23 protein-coding genes are annotated in these 19,208 nt (G+C 66.4%); 8 read left to right on the plus strand and 15 right to left on the minus strand.

Annotation, left to right across the window (positions count from 1 at the left end; genetic code table 11):
• The first annotated feature begins 96 nt into the window (after nt 1-96).
• Entirely contained in the window at nt 97-2,109 is a 2,013-nt protein-coding gene (locus AWJ14_RS16085; protein ID WP_245304308.1) for an OmpA family protein, read from the plus strand.
• A gap of 98 nt (nt 2,110-2,207) precedes the next feature.
• Here AWJ14_RS16085 and AWJ14_RS16090 read toward each other — a convergent pair whose 3' ends face one another.
• The 5 genes from AWJ14_RS16090 to gatB form a co-directional block, all read right to left on the minus strand.
• A complete protein-coding gene (locus AWJ14_RS16090; protein ID WP_066181371.1) occupies nt 2,208-2,648 on the minus strand; it encodes a DUF2155 domain-containing protein in 441 nt (146 codons plus the stop codon).
• Nucleotides 2,649-2,764: 116 nt separating this feature from the next.
• The gene (locus tag AWJ14_RS16095; RefSeq protein ID WP_066181376.1) at nt 2,765-3,166 is read right to left on the minus strand and encodes an NADH:ubiquinone oxidoreductase subunit NDUFA12; all 402 of its coding nucleotides are present in this window, start codon (nt 3,164-3,166) and stop codon (nt 2,765-2,767) included.
• A gap of 105 nt (nt 3,167-3,271) precedes the next feature.
• Complete coding sequence (locus tag AWJ14_RS16100) at nt 3,272-3,736, minus strand: GNAT family N-acetyltransferase (RefSeq protein ID WP_066181379.1); 465 nt, start codon at nt 3,734-3,736, stop codon at nt 3,272-3,274.
• 156 nt (nt 3,737-3,892) lie between these two features.
• Nucleotides 3,893-4,390: a GNAT family N-acetyltransferase gene (locus tag AWJ14_RS16105; protein WP_066181382.1), complete on the minus strand. Its 498-nt coding sequence runs from the start codon at nt 4,388-4,390 to the stop codon at nt 3,893-3,895.
• A gap of 7 nt (nt 4,391-4,397) precedes the next feature.
• Nucleotides 4,398-5,903, minus strand: coding sequence for an Asp-tRNA(Asn)/Glu-tRNA(Gln) amidotransferase subunit GatB (gene gatB / locus AWJ14_RS16110; protein WP_066181384.1), 1,506 nt, complete (start codon nt 5,901-5,903; stop codon nt 4,398-4,400).
• A gap of 175 nt (nt 5,904-6,078) precedes the next feature.
• Between gatB and AWJ14_RS16115 the strand changes: the two genes are divergently transcribed.
• Nucleotides 6,079-6,363 (plus strand): DUF6455 family protein, encoded by a 285-nt coding sequence (locus AWJ14_RS16115; RefSeq protein WP_066181386.1) that lies wholly within the window; start codon nt 6,079-6,081, stop codon nt 6,361-6,363.
• Nucleotides 6,364-6,469: 106 nt separating this feature from the next.
• Here the strand turns inward: AWJ14_RS16115 and AWJ14_RS16120 are convergent, their stop codons facing one another.
• Complete coding sequence (locus AWJ14_RS16120; RefSeq protein ID WP_066181388.1) at nt 6,470-6,997, minus strand: GNAT family N-acetyltransferase; 528 nt, start codon at nt 6,995-6,997, stop codon at nt 6,470-6,472.
• Nucleotides 6,998-7,410: 413 nt separating this feature from the next.
• Between AWJ14_RS16120 and AWJ14_RS16125 the strand changes: the two genes are divergently transcribed.
• Nucleotides 7,411-7,668 carry a YjhX family toxin gene (locus AWJ14_RS16125; protein ID WP_066181390.1) on the plus strand — a complete coding sequence of 86 codons (258 nt, stop codon included), beginning with the start codon at nt 7,411-7,413 and terminating at the stop codon, nt 7,666-7,668.
• Nucleotides 7,669-7,740: 72 nt separating this feature from the next.
• Here AWJ14_RS16125 and AWJ14_RS16130 read toward each other — a convergent pair whose 3' ends face one another.
• The 6 genes from AWJ14_RS16130 to AWJ14_RS16155 all read right to left on the minus strand — a co-directional run bounded on the left by AWJ14_RS16130 (nt 7,741) and on the right by AWJ14_RS16155 (nt 12,097).
• Nucleotides 7,741-8,679 carry a hypothetical protein gene (locus tag AWJ14_RS16130; RefSeq protein ID WP_066181394.1) on the minus strand — a complete coding sequence of 313 codons (939 nt, stop codon included), beginning with the start codon at nt 8,677-8,679 and terminating at the stop codon, nt 7,741-7,743.
• Nucleotides 8,680-8,688: 9 nt separating this feature from the next.
• Entirely contained in the window at nt 8,689-8,982 is a 294-nt protein-coding gene (locus tag AWJ14_RS16135; RefSeq protein ID WP_066181397.1) for an HU family DNA-binding protein, read from the minus strand.
• 63 nt (nt 8,983-9,045) lie between these two features.
• Nucleotides 9,046-10,527, minus strand: a complete 1,482-nt coding sequence (gatA, locus tag AWJ14_RS16140; RefSeq protein ID WP_066181400.1) for an Asp-tRNA(Asn)/Glu-tRNA(Gln) amidotransferase subunit GatA — start codon at nt 10,525-10,527, stop codon at nt 9,046-9,048.
• Complete coding sequence (locus AWJ14_RS16145) at nt 10,524-11,006, minus strand: GNAT family N-acetyltransferase (protein WP_066181402.1); 483 nt, start codon at nt 11,004-11,006, stop codon at nt 10,524-10,526. Before AWJ14_RS16145 ends, gatA begins: the two co-directional genes overlap by 4 nt.
• A 4-nt stretch (nt 11,007-11,010) precedes the next feature.
• On the minus strand, nt 11,011-11,298 hold the full coding sequence (gene gatC, locus AWJ14_RS16150; protein ID WP_066181405.1) for an Asp-tRNA(Asn)/Glu-tRNA(Gln) amidotransferase subunit GatC: 288 nt from the start codon (nt 11,296-11,298) through the stop codon (nt 11,011-11,013).
• A gap of 91 nt (nt 11,299-11,389) precedes the next feature.
• On the minus strand, nt 11,390-12,097 hold the full coding sequence (locus tag AWJ14_RS16155; protein ID WP_066181409.1) for a metal-dependent hydrolase: 708 nt from the start codon (nt 12,095-12,097) through the stop codon (nt 11,390-11,392).
• A gap of 164 nt (nt 12,098-12,261) precedes the next feature.
• On the opposite strand from AWJ14_RS16155, the gene AWJ14_RS16160 reads away from it, so the two are divergent.
• On the plus strand, nt 12,262-12,558 hold the full coding sequence (locus tag AWJ14_RS16160; protein ID WP_066181411.1) for an alkylphosphonate utilization protein: 297 nt from the start codon (nt 12,262-12,264) through the stop codon (nt 12,556-12,558).
• A gap of 8 nt (nt 12,559-12,566) precedes the next feature.
• The gene (gene ruvX / locus AWJ14_RS16165) at nt 12,567-13,070 is read left to right on the plus strand and encodes a Holliday junction resolvase RuvX (RefSeq protein WP_066181414.1); all 504 of its coding nucleotides are present in this window, start codon (nt 12,567-12,569) and stop codon (nt 13,068-13,070) included.
• A gap of 16 nt (nt 13,071-13,086) precedes the next feature.
• Here ruvX and AWJ14_RS16170 read toward each other — a convergent pair whose 3' ends face one another.
• Nucleotides 13,087-13,425 carry a DUF6105 family protein gene (locus AWJ14_RS16170; RefSeq protein ID WP_066181417.1) on the minus strand — a complete coding sequence of 113 codons (339 nt, stop codon included), beginning with the start codon at nt 13,423-13,425 and terminating at the stop codon, nt 13,087-13,089.
• A complete protein-coding gene (locus AWJ14_RS16175) occupies nt 13,422-13,994 on the minus strand; it encodes a hypothetical protein (protein WP_066181420.1) in 573 nt (190 codons plus the stop codon). The genes AWJ14_RS16170 and AWJ14_RS16175 overlap by 4 nt, the downstream gene beginning before the upstream one ends.
• A gap of 213 nt (nt 13,995-14,207) precedes the next feature.
• On the opposite strand from AWJ14_RS16175, the gene AWJ14_RS16180 reads away from it, so the two are divergent.
• Nucleotides 14,208-15,140 carry an AEC family transporter gene (locus AWJ14_RS16180; protein ID WP_066181423.1) on the plus strand — a complete coding sequence of 311 codons (933 nt, stop codon included), beginning with the start codon at nt 14,208-14,210 and terminating at the stop codon, nt 15,138-15,140.
• Here the strand turns inward: AWJ14_RS16180 and AWJ14_RS16185 are convergent, their stop codons facing one another.
• Nucleotides 15,141-16,796, minus strand: a complete 1,656-nt coding sequence (locus AWJ14_RS16185; RefSeq protein WP_066181429.1) for an acyl-CoA dehydrogenase family protein — start codon at nt 16,794-16,796, stop codon at nt 15,141-15,143.
• A gap of 136 nt (nt 16,797-16,932) precedes the next feature.
• Between AWJ14_RS16185 and AWJ14_RS16190 the strand changes: the two genes are divergently transcribed.
• Nucleotides 16,933-17,868, plus strand: a complete 936-nt coding sequence (locus AWJ14_RS16190; RefSeq protein ID WP_066181746.1) for an aspartate carbamoyltransferase catalytic subunit — start codon at nt 16,933-16,935, stop codon at nt 17,866-17,868.
• Nucleotides 17,865-19,142 (plus strand): dihydroorotase, encoded by a 1,278-nt coding sequence (locus AWJ14_RS16195; protein WP_066181432.1) that lies wholly within the window; start codon nt 17,865-17,867, stop codon nt 19,140-19,142. Before AWJ14_RS16190 ends, AWJ14_RS16195 begins: the two co-directional genes overlap by 4 nt.
• Nucleotides 19,143-19,208 lie beyond the last annotated feature (66 nt).

Below are 19,208 nucleotides of genomic sequence, written 5' to 3' on the forward strand. Positions count from 1 at the left end.
TTTGCGTCCAGACCCATTCTCCCCGACAGCGTGGAACCCGACACCCGGCCCGGGCGTTGTGGACCCGAAGGGTCTTGCCTCAAAGGAGTTCATGTCTTGACACTTACCCGGCTTCTACTTGCCTCCACCGCCATCAGCCTGTGCAGCCTCGGCTTTGCCCATGGAGGTCCCCTGTCTCTCTCCCGCACCGTCACGGATGCGGGCGTAGCCACCTCCATGCCGCTCGTGCGCGTTCAACTGAGCGTCGCCGACGCCGAAGCCGCGCTGGCAGCCGCGCGGCAGCGTCTGGCCGAGGCGGAAGCCAATGGCGGCGATGTCGCTGCCGCCCAGGCGGAGGTCGATGCGGCCGCAAGCGCGCTGGCGGCGGCCCAAGCCGCTCCGGAGCCGCAAGCCGAGCCGGCTCCAGAGCCCGAGGCTGCGCCTGCACCCGAAGCCCAGCCGGAAGCGACGGCCGAACCGGAGGCGGCGCCTGCGGCAGAAGCCGCGCCCGAGCCCGCGCCGGCCGCAACGGAAGAGACGCCGCCGCCTGCCCCGGAGGCCGCGTCTGAGCCGGATCCGGCCGCATCGGAAGCAGCCCCCGCGCCGGAAGCAGCCCCTGAGGCGCCGAGCGAGCCCGCCGCGCAGCAACCGGCTGCAGAGCCCGAGCCGGCCGCAGAAGCCGCTCCGGAGGCGTCCGCGCCCGCAACCGAGCCGGCGCCGGAAGAGACCGCTCCGGCGACAGCCACGGAACCGGAAGCCGCGCCCGAAACCGTGCCGGTGCCCGAAAAGGCCCCGGACCGCTCGTCCACGCAAACTGGCACGGATACGGGAACCGACAGTGGCGCGGGCACCGGTGCATCCACCGATACGGATGCCGGAACGCAGAGCTCCACCGATGAGTCCACAAAGGCGGCAGAACCGGCCCCCGGTTCCGATGCGACGACCGCGCCTGAAGCAACCACCGAGCCCGCAGCGGGCACCGAACCTGCAGCGGGCACCGCGCCTGAAGCCGGCACGGCTCCGGCGCCAGCGGAAGAGGTGCAGACCCTCCCGGTCGAGGACGGCGCGCCTGTGCTCGACAGCGCCAAGGAGGAGCCCGCCGCCGGTGAAGCCCCCGCCCCTGCGGCCGAAGCCCCGGCAACCGAGCCAGCCGCACCGCCGCCGGCATCGGACGCAGACTCGCAGGCCCCGGCCCTGCGCAAGGAACAGGCGCCGCAGGCCCTGTCGGAGCGCGGCGAGCGCTTTGCCGATCTGCCGGCTCCTGAAAAGGAAACCAATGTCACCATCATCAACCAGATCGACAACCGCACGATCATCGAGGTCGACAACCGCACCATCATCGAGCATGACGACCGCGACCGGCTGCGCGCCGGCAGCGACGAGGTCTATTACGAGCGTCTGAGCGGCGGTCGCGTGCGCGAGGTCATCGTCCGGCCCAACGGCGTGCAACTGGTGACCATCACCAACCGCTGGGGCGACACGGTGCAGCGCAGCCGGATCATGCCCGACGGCCGCGAATATGTGCTGTTCTATTCCCGTGCCGCCTCCGACGGCTCGCGCGAAGCCTATGTCGATCCGGGCCGGTCCCTGCCCCGCCTCAGGCTGCAGATCCCGATCGACGACTACATCCTCGATTCGAGCGTGGCCAAGCCCTCGGCCTATCTCGACTTCCTGATGGAGCCGCCGGTCGAGCAGGTGGAGCGTTTGTATTCGATCGAGGAAGTGCGCCGGTCCGCCCGGATCCGCGACAAGGTGCGCCGGGTCGATCTCGACACGCTGACCTTCGAGTTCGGCAAGGCGACGATCGCCGACGACCAGATCCAGCGCCTGTCGGACGTGGCCACCGCCATGGAGAAGATCCTCGACAAGAACCCGGCCGAAACCTTCCTGATCGAAGGCCACACCGATGCGGTCGGCAAGGACAACGCCAATCTGGTGCTGTCGGACAAGCGTGCCGAGGCGATCGCGGTCGCGCTCACGGATGTGTTCGGCATTCCGCCGGAAAACCTCGTGACCCAGGGCTATGGCGAACGCTATCTCAAGGTCCGGACCGAGGCCCCGGAACGGCTCAACCGCCGGGTGACCATCCGCCGAATCACGCCGCTGGTCACGCCGGTCGCCTCGCGCTGACCTCAGCCGGCACCCGCAAGACAAAACGCCCCGCAGGTCTGACCTGCGGGGCGTTCGTGTAGAAAGGGACCTGTCTTCGAGCCGACGCCCGGGGCCGCTCAGTTGCCGGCGCTGGTGCCGCTCGGCGCGGGCACGTCGGACTCCTGCTTGCAGTCCTTGAGCCAGACGTCATAGACGGCGTGATCGACCGCGTTGAGGCCGGGCGAATCGGCGAACATCCAGCCGGTGAAAAGCCGCCTGATCTTGCGGTCGAGCGTGATTTCGTCGACCTCGACGAAAGTGGTGGTCTTCGGCGCCTCGGTCTCGTCGCGGCTGTAGCACACGCGCGGCGTCACCTGCAGCGCGCCGAACTGCACGGTTTCGTTGACATAGACGTCAAAGGTGGTGATGCGGCCGGTGATCTTGTCGATCCCCGAAAACACCGCAACCGGATTTTCGATGCGGGCGGCATTCACCGGAAGCGCGGTGGCCGACAAGGCCAGCCCCCCGGCCAGAAGCGCGGCGGCGCGCCGCGCAAGACATTTCGAATGGACAATCATCGGCTTCACTCGTCACAATGCCCGTTGCGGGCTGCTCCGGCATCTCTAGCGTACCGGCGTCGCCGATGCGTTAACCCTGAAATGTGGCATGGCTGCGCCGAAGGCGGGGCGGCGTGTCAGGATTTCGGGGTCCAGGCGTCGTAGTCGCCGGTGACATGCGGGCGGGCGCCCTGGTTGAGGATCGAGCCCTTGGGCCGGTAGGCGCGCGGGGTGCCGGTCAGGTTGGCCTGATGCGCCTTTTCCCAGGGCCGTGCGGCATAGTTTTCCTGCGAGGGGGCGACGGCGGTGCGGTGGTGCAGCCAGCCATGCCAGCCGGCGGGAATCCGCGAGGGCTCGACATCGCCGTTATAGACCACCCAGCGACGGGTGCGGCCTTCGGAATCCTTGCCGCCACCTTCGTAATAGACATTGCCGGCGGCGTCCTCGCCCACCTTCTTGCCGTGGCGCCAGGTGTGATAGCGGACGCCAAGGGTCTGCCCGTTCCACCAGGTGAATATCTGAAGAAGTAGCGTCTTCATGAATGCCTCTCGTGCGTGGAGCCGGCGGCCCGTGCGCAGGGCCGCGTCGCATCCCGCCTTATGGCCCGCGCGACGCGCCTTGTCCAGTGGCGGCCGGGCCTATGCTCAGCGCAATTTCATCTTGAATCCGGCATGGCTCTGCGTGAAGCCGAGAGCGATATAGAAGCGGTGGGCGTCGACCCGGCGGGCATTCGACATCAGCTGCACCAGTCGCGCGCCCGCCTGTTCGGCCTCGGCGATGGCGTGCCTGATCATCACCTGGCCGATGCCGCGGCCGCGCATGTCGGCGCGCGTATGCACCGCCTCAATGGTCATGCTCGACGAGCCCCTGCCCGTGAGCGAGGTGATCAGCGTGGTCTGGAAGGTGCCCACCACCTCGCCCTCGAGCACCGCGACATAAAGCGCATCATTCGCGCTTGCGGCAATGCGGTCGAAGGCCGCCAGATAAGCCGGCAGGTCGGCCGGATCGGCGCTGTCGCCATGGCCGCCGAGCGTATCGCTCGCAAACATCGCGGCAATCGCCGCCACATCATCGCGCAGTGCGCGGCGGATTTCGATGGGTGTCGTCATCGGCCGATGAACCTCGGATGGAGAAGCGTACAAGCCCCGGCAGGGACCGTTTGCATTGGTGTCACATTCGCGGCGCGAGGCCAACGAAAATCGCTGCAGCGCCTCCGCGCCAGGAATCAGGCTCGAGGAATCAGGCGTCAGGCGGCGCCGATGCGGTCAGCCGGCAAGATCCTTGCTCATGATCACTGCGGGGATTCCCGATTCGTGCCTGCCGCAATTGTCGGTGCGGCCGGTTTCGGCCATGCCGTGGGCCTTGTAGAACGCCATCGCCGGCTCGTTGTCGGGATCGACTTCGAGCGACAGCGTGCGTGCACCGGGAAAACAGGTCTCGATTTCGGCGAACAGGTCGCGACCGATGCCGAGCCCCTGGCATTCGGGGCGCACATAGAGCTGGTGCAGCATCACCGTGCGGGTGTCGGGCGCATAGCTCGCAAAGCACACGCCACCGATCATCTGGCCGTCATCGGCCACCAGGAACTCACCGCCCGGCCGGTCGAGATTGGCGCGGATCTGGGCTTCGGAATGCCACTCGGCGATGATGTCCTCGACCTTGGCCGCGCCATAGAACGGCGCGTAGGTCGCCCGCCAGGTTTCCGCCAGCACGTCGCGGATCGCCGCAAGATCGCGGGCGGAGGCCGAACGGACGAAGAACATGGTCCGCCTATTCCTCGACGATGCCGAGCTTGGCCTTGACCAGGTCCTGCACGGCCTTCGGGTTGGCCTTGCCGCCGGTGGCCTTCATCACCTGGCCCACGAACCAGCCGGCAAGCGCGGGCTTGGCCTGGGCCTTGGCGACCTGGTCGGGGTTGGCCGCGATCACCTCGTCGACCGCCTTTTCGATGGCGCCGGTGTCGGTGACCTGCTTCATGCCGCGCTTTTCGACCACTTCGGCCGGGTCGCCGCCCTCTGCCCAGATGATCTCGAACAGGTCCTTGGCGATCTTGCCGGAGATGGTGCCGTCCTTGATCAGGTCGATCACCCCGCCAAGCTGGGCGGGCGAAACCGGAGTCTCTTCAATGCCTTTGCCGGATTTGTTCAAGGCGCCCAGAAGGTCGTTGATGACCCAGTTGGCGGCCGCCTTGGCGTCGCGACCGGCGGCCACTTCCTCGTAATAATCGGCAATCGCCTTTTCCGAGACCAGGATCGAGGCGTCATAGACGCTCAGGCCCATGTCGGCCACGAAGCGGGCCTTCTTGTCGTCGGGCAGTTCCGGCAGATGCGCGGCCAGTTCCTCGACGAAGGCGTCGTCGAATTCGAGCGGCAGCAGGTCGGGATCGGGGAAATAGCGGTAGTCATGCGCGTCTTCCTTGGAGCGCATCGACCGGGTCTCGCCCTTCTGCGGGTCGAACAGCCGGGTTTCCTGGTCGATCGTCCCGCCGTCCTCGATGATGGCGATCTGCCGGCGCGCTTCCGATTCGATCGCCTGGCCCACGAAGCGGATCGAGTTGACGTTCTTGATCTCGCAGCGGGTGCCGAACTCGCCGCCGGGCTTCCTCACCGACACGTTGACGTCGGCGCGCAGCGAGCCCTCGTCCATGTTGCCGTCGCAGGTGCCGAGATAGCGCAGGATCGAGCGCAGCTTGGTGACATAGGCGCGCGCCTCGTCGGCCGAGCGGATGTCGGGCTTGGAGACGATCTCCATCAGCGCCACGCCGGAGCGGTTCAAATCGACATAGGACATCGAGGGGTGCTGGTCATGCATCAGCTTGCCGGCGTCCTGCTCCAGATGCAGGCGCTCGATGCCGATCTCGATGTCCTCGAACTGGCCCTGCCGGTCGGGACCGACGGAGATGATGATCTTGCCCTCGCCGACGATCGGGTCCTTGTACTGGGAGATCTGGTAGCCCTGCGGCAGGTCCGGGTAGAAATAGTTCTTGCGGTCGAACACCGAGCGCTTGTTGATCTGCGCCTTGAGACCCAAGCCGGTGCGCACGGCCTGGCGCACGCATTCCTCGTTGATCACCGGCAGCATGCCCGGCATCGCCGCGTCGACGAGGCTCACATTGGAATTGGCGTCGTTGCCGAAGGTGGTCGGCGCGCCGGAGAACAGCTTGGACGCGCTGGTCACCTGGGCGTGCACTTCCAGACCGATGATCACTTCCCAGTCGCCGGTGGCGCCGGGGATGAGCCGTTTGGGATCGGGGGTGCGGGTGTCGACGAGGGTCATGGGCAACATTCGGATGTGAGGAACAATCGGGTTTCCAAGCTAATGGCGGTTGCCCGCGCACAGGTCAAGACCCATCGGGCCGCCGGCGGGGGCATGCGCGGTTTGTTTGACCAAGATCAATGCACAGGCTGTATGGGTGTGCGAGTTTCCACTCAAAGTTTGAGAGGAGAGGATCATGAGCGTGCTCGACATTTTCGGCCGTTTGACGCAGCAGGCAGACCTGATGGACGCCATGATGAAGAAACTCGGCGTCGAGGAGGAAATGTGGAAGATGCCGGACCATGCCGGCGTCCTGCGCCGGGCGGCCAACCGCTGCCTGCTGTGCGACCGCCCCGACTCCTGCGAGCACTGGCTCGCCAACGAATCCCATCCTGACGAAGCCCCGGGCTTTTGTCGCAACCATGACCTCTTCGAACGGGTTCTCGAGAACATGGCCCATGAAAAGCAACCCGTGACCTGATTTCTCAGCTCCCTCTAGGCAGAGATGTCTTTGCCCACCTTTGAAACCCGGAGCGGTCGTCCGTCTCCGGGTCTTTTTTGTCCGCGCATGTCTGCCGGCCCGCGGCTCAAGGTCCGTACAGCCCGTCATCGCCCTCCGCCTGCGGTGCGATGGGCTGTCCGAAATCCTTGACCATCTCGACCTTGTCGATATCGGCGTCGAGCGGCTCGGAATAGGCGACGAAATAGGATCTGACCCGATAGCCCTGGCGCTTGTAGAGCCGGATCGCGCCGGTGTTGTGGGCATGGGTGTCGAGCCGGGCTGCGGGATAGCCGCGCTCGCGGATCTGCGCCTCGATCTCGGCCAGGAGCGCGGTGCCGATGCCCCTGCCCTGAAAGTCCGGATGCACCCAGAGATCGGTGATGAAATCATCCGCCTTCTCGCACGATCCCCAGCCGGCAAGCTCCCCGTCCCATTCGGCAACGAGAATATCGGGCCAGTGGCTCGTGCAGAAATCGTAATAGGCGTTGCGAGCGTTCTCGCGCAGGCGGCCCGCATCCTCGCCCCACACGCTGATGGCGATTTCCCAGGCCGCCAGCCCGATCCCGGCGAGATCCTGGGCTTCGGCGGACGCGGCAGGCCGAATGGCGAGCATGGCGGCAGCTCCGTCGACTCGCGGCCGCGCCACACGCGGGGCCGTCCCCGCAACTGTCGCCAAAAATCTGCGCCCCGGCAAGCCCCGCCCGTAAGGCCGCAAACCGGCCGCGGTCTTCACAGCCAGAGCCCGGTCGAACCGGGCCGGGCAAAGATGCCACAGCCGCCATCAATCGTCCGCGCTGCGACGGCGGTCCTGCTTGACCGGACAGGCGCACGGGCCTATCCCAAGCATGTCCATTCACCTTATGGAGTTTTGATGTCCGCCTTATCGGAGTCCCGCTGAGCGGGCCTTGCGTTTCTCGCGTCACTGACGCCGCGCACGGCCCGAAACCCCAAAAACCGCCGCCGGCCCTCCGGCCGGCTCCGTTTTGGTGTGCGCTCATGCGAGCGCGTGTTTCCGGACTTCAGACAATGGACATTTCCCGCTCGGAACAGCGGATCTTGCACCTGCTCGCGCAGGGCGGCAGGATCGAACTCATCCGCGACGACAACCGAAAGATCGCCGAAATCAAGCTGATCACCCGCGAGGGCTGGCTCTTTGCCGGCCTCGACCTCGAGACCTTCCGCAAGCTCAAGCGCAAACGCGCGATCAGCTCGCGCAAGGGCCAGCCCTACCAGGTCACCCGCAGGGGGCTCGAACTGGTGAGATCACAGCTCGACAACCGGTAGCGACGCACCGCTGCCGGCCCGAGGGAGGGGTGGATGTCCATCCCTCCCTAACGGGCGCCAGCGCTTGGCCAATCAGTCCTTCTTGCGAAAGCGCGTGAGCCGGTCCCAGGCATGGGGCGAGCGGTACAGGAAAACCCGGTTGACCTCTGTCCACATGCGGCGCTCGGCTTCGGCATTGCGCGGTATCTCGAGGCCCAGCTTGTCGGCCAGGTCGGTCCGATGCAGGTCATAGGCGGCCGCGAAGACCTGGCCATAGGCGCCGCCGCTGATGAAGACGAGACTGCGGGCGGCATAAAGCACCACGCCCAGCCCCAAGAGCACGGGAAACGAAAACTGCGATGTCGTCATCATCAGCCAGATGGTGATCGCCAGCGCAATCATGGTCAGCACCAGGACATTGGCCGCGAAGAACAATTGCGACCGCGCAGCGGAAATGCTGCCGCGCAGCTCCTCGGAGATCAGCGTCTGCAGCCGCTGCCACGAACCGATCGCATCAAGCCCGTAGACCACGCGCGGATAGACCTCCGCGGCGCGCAGGTAATTGCCGATCCGGAACGGCAGGAAGAACTCGGTCTTGTCCGGATAGGACGTGATCGCGCCGTCGAGCCGGTCGGCATGGCCGTCCGGAAAGGGCGGCACCTCCTGCCCCAGCCGGCGCGCCTCGTCGACCTTCGCCTGGAACTCGACGGCGGCCCTGAAGCGAAAATTGTAGTCGTCCTCGAACCGCCGGGTGAGCGCCAGGCTTTCGAGATAGTCCTGCCAGACATAGCCCTGCAGCGCCCGCATGATCAGCGGACTGAAGGTCATCAACACGACGGAAAAGACAACCACGGTGACGATGAAGCTGGAGGCGGCGATGATTTCATTGAATGCGCCGGAGGCGAAGGGGATGAGAGCCTGCCCGAAAGCCAGCCCGATCAGGTGCAGTTCCACGGCGAAAATCAGCGTCGGGACCAGATAGGCGATGGCGAATTCGCGCTCGAAAATGCCGACGATCTTCGACAGGTCCATCGCGGCGGCCTATGGATCGCTGGTCCGGCCGCCATTGATGGCGCTGAGCAACGCTGGGCTCGGCGTGAATTTCAGCACAGCCCTGGCGGGGATCTCGATGGTCTGGCCGGTCCTGGGGTTGCGGCCCGTCTGCGGCTTGCGCTGCTTGCGGGCAAACTTGCCGAAATCCCTGATGACGACCTCATCGCCGTCGCTCATCTGCCGGCCGATGGTTTCGAGCAAGCTGTCAACCACAATTGCCGCGTCGCGCCGGCTCATGCCGGTTTTCCGGGCAACCTCCGCGATGAGTTCCTTCTTGTTCATGGCCAGGCCCCGCGTTCCCGCCGGAAGCCTACCTCAAACAACCCATGCGATCAACAGAGCCGTTTACCACCAGCGCTTGGGCGCAAACCGTCCTGCCGCCTGCTCGATCACATGGGCGGTCCTGAACAGGGTTTCTTCCTCGAAGGGACGGCCGATCAGCTGCAGGCCGAGCGGCAGGCCCTTGGGGTCGAGGCCGGCGGGGACGGCAATGCCCGGCAGGCCGGCCATGTTGACGGTCACGGTGAAGACGTCGTTCAGGTACATCTTGACCGGATCGCTCGCCAGGCTCTCGTCGCCCACGGCGAAGGCGGAGGACGGCGTGGCCGGCGTCAGGATCGCGTCGACGCCGGCGTCGAAGGCCAGTTCGAAATCGCGCTTGATCAGCGTGCGCAGCTTCTGGGCGCGCAGGTAATAGGCGTCGTAATAGCCGGCCGAGAGCACATAGGTGCCGATCATGATGCGGCGCTTGACCTCCTGGCCGAAACCGGCCGCGCGGGTCTGCTCATACATGTCGACGATGTCCTTGCCGGGCATGCGCAGACCGTAGCGGACACCGTCGTAGCGCGCGAGGTTGGACGAGGCTTCCGCGGGCGCGACGATGTAATAGGCGGGCAGCGCATATTTGGTGTGCGGCAGTTCGATGTCGACGATCTCGGCGCCCGCATCCTTGAGCCAGGCGATGCCCTGCTGCCAGAGCGCGTCGATCTCGGCGGGCATGCCGTCCATGCGGTATTCGCGCGGGATGCCGATCTTCAGCCCCTTGACCGAGCCGCCGAGCGCGGCCTCGTAATCCGGCACCGGCAGGTCGACCGAGGTGGTGTCCTTGTCGTCGACAGAGGCCATCGACTTGAGCAGGATCGCCGCATCGCGCACGTCACGGGCGATCGGGCCGGCCTGGTCGAGCGAGGAGGCGAAGGCGGCGATGCCCCAGCGCGAGCAGCGGCCATAGGTGGGCTTGATGCCGACGGTGCCGGTAAACGCCGCGGGCTGGCGGATCGAGCCGCCGGTGTCGGTGGCCGTCGCCCCCGCGCAGAGCCAGGCCGCGACCGCCGCCGCGGAGCCGCCCGACGAGCCGCCGGGCACCAGCCTGGCGTCCGAGCCCTCGGCGCGCCACGGATTGATCACCGGGCCGTAATAGGAGGTCTCGTTGGACGAGCCCATGGCGAATTCGTCCATGTTGAGTTTGCCGAGCATGACCGCGCCGTCGGCCCAAAGATTGGCGGTCACCGTCGATTCGTAGCGCGGCTCGAAGCCGTCGAGCACGTGGCTGCAGGCCTGGGTGTGCACGCCTTCGGTGGCGTAAAGATCCTTGATGCCGAGCGGAATGCCTTCGAGCGCGCCTGCGGTTCCGGCCGCGCGGCGCGCATCCGATGCCTTCGCCATGTCGAGCGCCTTGTCGGCGGTCACCGTCACATAGGCGTTGATCGCCGCGTTGGCGGCATCGATCGCCTTGAGATAGGCCTCGGTCAGTTCGACGCTCGAGAAGGCGCCCTTGCCCATCTCGTCACGGGCTTCGGCGATGGTCAGACGGGTAAGGTCGGTCATGCGGACAACTTCTTTTCAAAGAACCGGGAATAGCCGGAATCGGGATAATCGAGAACGGCGCCACATTCGGTGAAGCCGTGATTTTCATAAAGCCGGACGGCGGCGGCAAGCCCCTCGCCCACGCCGGTTTCGAGCACCAGCCGTTCGATGCCGAGCGCGCGGGCCCGCGCGCAGATTGCATCGAGCACCAGGGCGCCGATGCGCCGGCCGCGGGCGGCGGGCAGCGTGAACATGCGCTTGACCTCGCCGGTGCGCAGCCCCTTGTCGGTGCCGACATCCTTGAGCGCGCCGAGCCCCACGGCCTCGCCGGCTTCGGTGCGGGCCACGAACACGGTCATGTCGGCCGTGGCCATCTCCTCGAGGTCGAGGCCGAAATGGAATTCTTCCGGCGCCAGCGGCAACAGATGGGCGTCAAGCGCTGTGACCAGCGCCTTCACCTCGTCCTGGAACGGCGATTCAATGGCGACCGAAACCGTCATGGCGTTATTCGACCACCTTCGGGACGGTGAAGAAGGTTTCCGCGCTTTCCGGGGCATTGGCGAGGATATCGGCGGTCTTGGAGCCGTCGGTCACGGTGTCGGTGCGCTTGCGCATCTGCATCGGGGTGACCGAGGTCATCGGCTCGACGCCGTCGACATCGACTTCGGACAGCTGTTCGACGAAGCCCAGAATGGCGTTGAGCTCGCCTTCCATGCGGGCGGCGTCCTCTTCGCTGACCGCAATGCGGGCCAGGTGCGCAACACGTTTGACGGTGGCAAGATCTACGGACATCGGGTCCTCATCGGGTCATGTGTACAGGATCGCCCCGCTATAGCCGCGCGCGCGCGGCCACGCAACTGCGGGGCATGGTTTTGTGGCGACCTCAGACCTCGACCGTTTCCCCCGACTTCGGCACCACCACATTGGCCGCATCCTCTTCCATGGCTTCGAGGAACGTGTCGGCGGTCTGGTCGATGATCGGGAACGAGCCGTAGTGGCAGGGAATGACCTTGGCGAAGGAGAAGAACCGGCGGCAGGCGAGCGCGGCCACCGCGCCGCCCATGGTGAAGCGGTCGCCGATCGGCACCAGGCCGATTTCCGGGCGGTGCAGTTCGTTGATCAGCGCCATGTCGGAGAAGATGTCGGTGTCGCCCATGTGCAGAAGGTCCGGCTCGTCCTCGAAATGCAGCATCAGCCCGTTGGCGCTGCCGAGCGAATGCGACACCCCGTCCGAGGTGATGCTGGCAGAGGAATGCAGCGCATTGACGAAGGTTGCGGAAAAATCGCCGAACGAGACCGTGCCGCCGGTGTTGCCCTGCTCGATGCGGTCGAGGCCGTGGTGATGGCCGAGCCATCCGGCGAGATCGGCATTGGCAAGCACGGTGGCGCCGGTTTCCTTGGCGATCGCGGCGGTATCGCCGACATGGTCGCCATGGCCGTGGGTCAGAAGGATATGGGTCACGCCCTTGACCGCGTCCTTGCGGTCATTGCCCTGAAAACCGGGATTGCCGGTGAAAAACGGGTCGATCAGGATGGTCGAGCGGGCGGTTTCGAGACGGAAGGCGGAATGGCCGAGCCAGGTGATGTTCACGGTGTCTGTCTCCTTGTGCGTTTGCCCGATCCTAACGGATCGCACCGGCCTTGGCCATTGCAGGCCGTGGCCCCGATGCGCGCGGGTGTGCCCCCTTGTTGCGCGCGCGGCCCGGCTGGGCTATGCGACGGCATCCCACCTGCAACCACTCCAGCGAGGCACCCATGGCCGACGACGATTATGTCTATGACGAGACGACAGGCGAATGGCGCCCGGCATCGGAACTGGCTGCGGAAGCCGCGGCCGCCTCGGCCGTGCGCGATTCGGCCGGCAACGTGCTGGCCGACGGCGATTCGGTGACGCTGATCAAGGACCTCAAGGTCAAGGGCGCCGGACAGACGCTCAAGCAGGGCACCGTCATCAAGTCGATCCGGCTCACCGACAATCCCGAAGAGATCGACTGCCGGCACGACGCCATCAAGGGACTCGTGCTGCGCACCGAATTCGTGCGCAAGCGCTAGGACAGCCCGTGGCCGCCATCACCATCGAGGAACTCGCGACCCTGATCGCCCCCGGAGAGACCATCGCCGGGATCGATCTCGGCACCGAGACCATCGGGCTTGCGGTGTCGGACCTGTCGCTGAGCCTCGCCACGCCGCGACCGGTGATCAAGCGCCGGAAGTTCACGATCGATGCGCAGGTGCTGCTCGAAGCGCTTGCGCGCGACAATGTCCGCGCCGCGGTGATCGGGCTTCCGGTCAACATGGACGGCTCGCAAGGCCCGCGGGTGCAGGCCACCCGCGCCTTCGTGCGCTCCATGGCCGAAAAATCCGACCTGCCCTTCGTGTTCTGGGACGAGCGGCTGTCGACGGTCGCCGCGGAACGGGCGCTCATCGAAATGGACGTGTCGCGCAAGAAGCGGAAGGAGCGGATCGACTCGGCCGCGGCAAGCTTCATCCTGCAGGGTGCGCTCGACCGGCTCTCAGGCCTGCGCCGCGCGGCGGCCCTGGAATCCGAAGACAACCGGGATTAACAGCAATCGCCCGGCTTCAATCGGGCTGCGGGGCCGCTTCGGTCTCGCCGGCGCCGCGAAACCGCGCCGTGACGGGGGCGAAAAACGCCTTGAGCGCTGCCCAGATCTGACGGCGGCGGCGCTTGAGGACGATGAACCCGAGCACCAGGAACGAATCCACGATCACGGCCTTGAGCACCAGCGGCGGAACCGCCTGGGGTGGAAGCCCGAGCATGTTGCCGTAGATGATGAACACCAGGTCGTGCAGGTCGCGGCTGAGGATCCGGTAGCCGAAATTGATGTCGTAGTAGGACAGGCCGTACCAGCTTCCCAGAAGCACGATCGGCAGGATCCAGAGCAGCAGGAACAGTTTCATGAGCCCGCTCCGCTGCGGGTGAAGGCCGCAAGCCGGGCGCTGAAGGCGGCGTGGCTGGCCGCGTGTTCGGCAATCACCGCGTCGAGATCGTCAGCCGCCCCCTCTGCCCTGCCGGCATCCGCGGCAATCCGCGCGAAGGAGGAAAGCGTGAGCAGCAGCCCACCGAGCGCGGTCAGCTGCAAGACCAGCAGCGCCCCCGCCTCGCCGCCGGCAAAGGACACGGCCACGACCAGTGCCGCGGCGGCCGCGGCGCAGGCCGTCGCTCCCTCGGCCAGCGGCCTCGCCTGCCGCTGTTCGAGGGCTTCGCCGAGCGCGCCGAACATCATCGCAAATAGCATCAGCCCGGCCGCGGCGATGTTGAGACCACCGAGGATGCCGAAGCCGACGCTGCGCCCGAATGGGCCGAGGCCGATTCGCTGCATCGCCGCGATCGCGGCGTCGACCAGACCGGTTCCGGCAAACAGCCGAAGGCCCGCGATCTCGACCCCGCCATGCGGCGCATAGGTCACGACAAGCGCCAGCAATGACAGAAAACTGATCCAGAACAGCGTGATAGCGGTGAAAAGCAATCGGCTCGAAATCATTGTCATTCCCAAGGCTCGGGGCATGCGGTGCACGGCCCGGCCGCCAGCATGGACGCCGGGGGCAGCCCGCGCAATGTAAACCATTTGTTAAGGTTAACGCGACCATTGCCGACCGGCGTCGCGCCGCTTATGACCGGGGAACCATCCAGCCGCGCCGCGGTTGCCCGCCATCTCCAGCCGCTGCGCCCCTGCCCTGCCATGATCGCGATTTTCGAAAGCATCCTGCCGATCTTCCTCGTCATGCTGCTGGGCATGGCGCTCAAACGTGCGCCCTTTGTCGACCAGAGCGTCTGGCCCGGGCTCGAGACGCTGGGCTACTACCTGTTCTTCCCGATGCTGCTGTTCGTCACGCTCGCCACCGCCGATTTCTCGAGCCTCGAACTCGGCGCGGTGGCGCTCGCGGCGCTGATCGCGGTGGGGGTGATGGCCACGCTGGCGCTGGCGATCCATCCACTGGCGCAGGCGCGCGGGCTCGACAATCCGCGCTACACCTCGCTGTTCCAGACGGCGACGCGCTGGAACGCCTTCATCGCGCTCGCCATCGCCGAACGGCTCAGCGGCACGACCGGGCTTGCGCTGGTGGCGCTGGTCATGGCGGTCATCATCATCCCGCTCAACCTCATCAATGTCGCCATGCTGGTCTGGTACGGATCGGGCACGCGCAGCCTCTCGATGCTCGCCCGGCGCACCGTTTCCAATCCGCTGATCATCGCCTGCGTGGCCGGAATGATGGTCAATGCCCTGCCGTACGGCATCTATCCGCCGCTCGAACAGGGGATGAACCTGATCGCCCGCGCGGCGCTGGGTCTCAACCTTCTGATGGTCGGCGCCGGCCTGATCGTCACCGACGCGCTGCGCCCCAGCCCGGCGGTGCTGGCCTCGACGGCGCTGAAGCTCGTGCTGTTTCCCCTGGTGATGACCGCCGTGGCGCTGGCCCTCGGGCTTACCGGGGAAGCCGCGGTCATCCTGGTGCTGTGCGCGGCCGTGCCCACCGCCATGAACGGCTATGTGCTCGCCCGGCAGATGGGCGGCGACACCCGGCTTTACGCGGCGGCCGCCACCGTGCAGACGGCCGCCTCGTTCCTGACCATTCCAGCCGCCCTGTGGCTGGCGGCGGCGGTGTTCGGCTGATCAGGCGACCGGCGGATAGAGAAGGTCGACGATCTGGCGCGCGTCGAAGCGGGCGTCGAGCATGCCGTAGGTGGAGCGCCAGGCGCCGCCGAGCCGGGTCTCGACAAAGGCTTCCGCCACATGGCCGGCGCCGAGCCGGGTCAGTTCCGCGGCGGCGGCGGCAAGCGCCAGCTGCTCGGTCAGGAGCCGCGCCGCGCCCTCGTCGCGTTCGGCCACCGCCATGCAGGCGCGCAGCACGTCGACGGTGCGCGGGCCGGCGCCCCCCAGATCGGCATTGATGCTTTCGAGCGCCACCTCGCACAGGTCGCGGCCGCGGGTCAGGACCCTGAGCACATCGAGCGCCATGACATTGCCCGAGCCTTCCCAGATCGCGTTGACCGGCGCCTCGCGGTAGTGGCGCGCGATCGCGCGCTCCTCGACATAACCGTTGCCGCCGAGACACTCCATCACCTCGTAGATGACGGAAGGCGCGATCTTGCAGCACCAGTATTTGACCACCGGGGTCATCAGCCGGGCGATGGCGGCTTCGGCGGGATTGTCGCGCGCGAGATCGAAGGCACGGGCAAGCCGCATCGACAGCGCGGTGGCGGCGGCAGTCTCGAGCGCGAGATCGGCAAGCACCCGGATCATCAGCGGCTGGTCGATCAGCAATTGTCCGAACACCCGGCGGTGGCGGCAGTGATGCACCGCTTCGGCCAGGCTCGCGCGCATCATGCCCGACGAGGCGAGCGCGCAGTCGAGCCGCGTCATCGTCACCATGTCGAGAATGGTGCGAATGCCCTCGCCCTCCCCGCCGAGCCGGAAGCCGAAGGTGTTGTCGAACTCGACCTCGGCGGAGGCATTGGACCGGTTGCCGAGCTTGTCCTTGAGCCGTTGCAGCCTGAGGCCGTTGAGGCTGCCGTCCTCGAGGATGCGCGGCACCAGGAAGCAGCTGAGCTCACCCTCGTCCGTGCCGGTCCTGGCAAGCATCACGAAGGCGTCCGACATCGGCGCCGACATGAACCACTTGTGCCCCGACAGCCGGTAGACGCCTTCGCCGACGCGTTCGGCCGTGCTCACATTGGCGCGCACATCGGTGCCGCCCTGCTTCTCGGTCATGCCCATGCCGATGGTCACGCCGGATTTCTGCATCGCCGGGCGATGGCTCGAATCGTAGCGGCGCGAGACGATCTGCGGCGCCCAGGCCTTCTCGATGCGCGGCGAAGCCATGATCGCGGCAATCGAAGCGTTGGTCATGGTCAGCGGGCACAGGTGCCCGCATTCGAGCCCGGCGGTCAGATAGAACCGGATGGCGCGGGCCTGGTGGGCGAGCCCCTTCTCCTCGCGGCGGCCTTCCCAGACCGAGCCCTGAAGCCCGGCAGCGACGGAGCGGCGCATCAGCGCATGCCAGCTCGGATGGAAATCCACCTGGTCGATGCGGTTGCCAGAGGCGTCGTGGGTCTTGAGTTCGGGCACCGCGCGGTTGGCGATGCGCGCGAGATCCTGCGCCTCCGCGGAGGCCACATATTTGCCCACCGTCTCGAAATCGTCCCGGAGCGCACGCGGCATGTCGGCCGCGATATCCTTCAGCAGCGGATCGGCGCGATAGGCATTGTGCCCGGAATAGGGCGGGCTCTGGTTCTCGGCCTGCGGGCCAAACGCTTGGATAGGGCTCATCCGTCCTCGCATACAGGGATTCGCATGGTTTTGCATGGGGACAGCGCGGATTTAAGGCCGCGGCCTGCTTGCTCCTGTCCCGGAACCTTTCTATAGACCCCCCAAGACTGCCGAAGACCTCAATCCCATGGGACGCATGATGTCATTTCCGCACCGCCACCTTCTCGGAATCAAGGGGCTTTCGGAGCCGGACATCCTCTATCTACTCGATCGCGCCGACGAAGCCGTGCAGATTTCGCGCCGGCGGGACAAGAAGACCTCGACACTGCGCGGCCTCACCCAGATCAACCTGTTCTTCGAGGCTTCGACCCGTACCCAGGCCTCGTTCGAACTGGCCGGCAAGCGGCTCGGCGCCGACGTGATGAATATGTCGGTGGCCAATTCGAGCGTCAAGAAGGGCGAGACCCTGATCGATACGGCGATGACGCTCAACGCCATGCACCCGGATGTGCTGGTGGTGCGGCACTCCTCGGCCGGCGCGGTGGCGCTGCTCGCGCAGAAGGTCGGCTGCCCCGTGATCAATGCCGGCGACGGCGCCCACGAGCACCCGACCCAGGCGCTGCTCGACGCGCTCACCATCCGCCGCACCAAGGGCCGGATCGCGCGGCTGACGGTCGCCATCTGCGGCGACGTGCTGCATTCGCGCGTGGCGCGCTCGAACATCATTCTGTTGAACCAGCTCGGCGCCCGCGTCCGCGTGATCGCGCCTTCGACGCTGCTGCCCTCGGGCATTGCCGACATGGGCGTCGAGGTGTTCCAGAACATGGAGGACGGGCTGCGCGACGCCGATGTGGTGATGATGCTGAGGCTCCAGCGCGAACGCATGGCGGGCTCCTTCGTCCCCTCGATCCGCGAATATTTCCGCTATTACGGGCTCGATGCCCAAAAGCTGCGCGCGGCCAAGGCGGACGCGCTGGTGATGCATCCCGGGCCGATGAATCGCGGCGTCGAGATTGCCTCTGACATCGCCGACGGCCCGCAAAGCGTGATCGAGATGCAGGTCGAGATGGGGGTGGCGGTGCGCATGGCGGTGATGGAGACGCTGATGCTGTCGGAAGGAAACCACCCATGACGCCGCGTCTGATCGCCAATGTCCGGATCGTCGACCCGTCCTCGGACCGGGACGAGACCGGAAACATCCTGATCGTCGACGGTCGGATCGAGGCGATCGGCGCAGATGTGACCGCGCCCGCGGGCTGCGAGATCGAGGACTGTTCCGGCCTGATCGCGGTTCCGGGCCTGGTCGATGCCTGCGTGCATATCGGCGAACCCGGCGCGGAGCATCGCGAGACCATCGCCTCGGCCAGCCGCGCCGCGGCCAAGGGCGGCGTCACCTCGATCGTGATGATGCCCGACACCGATCCGGTGATCGACGACGTGGCGCTGGTCGATTTCGTCGAGCGGCTCGCCCGCGACGAGGCGATCGTGCGCGTTTATCCCGCGGCGGCGCTCACCAAGGGACTGCACGGCGAGGAGACGACCGAATTCGGCCTGCTGCTCGAAGCCGGCGCGGTGGTGCTCTCCAACGGCCGCGCAACCGTCGACAATCCGGCGGTGATGCGCCGCGCCATGACCTATGCACGCGATTTCGGTGCCGTGGTCGCGGTCGCGACCCAGGACCGGCGATTGGGTGGCGCCGGCGTGATGAACGAGGGCCTGTTCGCAAGCTGGCTCGGCCTGCCCGGAATCCCCCGCGAGGCCGAGATCATTCCGCTCGAACGCGACCTCAGGCTCGCGGCGCTGACCAAGGCGCGCTACCACGCGATGAGCATTTCGGTGCCGCAATCGGCCGAGGCGATCCGCGCCGCCAAGGCGAGCGGGCTTTCGGTGACCGCGGGCATTTCGGTCAATCACCTGACGCTCAACGAGACCGACATCGGCGAATACCGCACCTTCTTCCGGCTCTCGCCGCCGCTCAGGACCGAGGACGACCGGCGCGCCATGGTGGCGGCCCTGGCCGAAGGCGTGATCGACATCATCGTCTCGGCGCACGATCCGCAGGACGTCGATACCAAGCGCCTGCCCTTCGCCGATGCCGAAAACGGCGCGATCGGACTCGAAACGCTGCTTGCGGCTTCGCTGAGGCTGCACCATTCCGGCGATGTGCCGCTGATGCGCCTGATCGACGCGCTGTCGACCCGGCCCGCGCAGATCCTCGGCCTCGATGCCGGAACGCTCAAGCCGGGCGCGCGTGCCGACATCGCGCTGATCGACCCGGATTACCCCTGGGTCCTGTCCAAGGACGACATCGTGTCGAAGTCCAAGAACAGCCCGTTCGAGGACGCGCGTTTTACCGGCAAGGTGTTGCAAACACTGGTTGCAGGTGTCACAGTTCACCGCGCCTGACCCCGCGCGTTAGCGCCGGTTCCGCGCAAGCCCGTTTCAGGAGAAGACCTTCGTGCCCGATCTGAT

This window comes from Parahoeflea olei (genome assembly GCF_001703635.1).
Classification (GTDB): Bacteria; Pseudomonadota; Alphaproteobacteria; order Rhizobiales; family Rhizobiaceae; genus Hoeflea; species Hoeflea olei.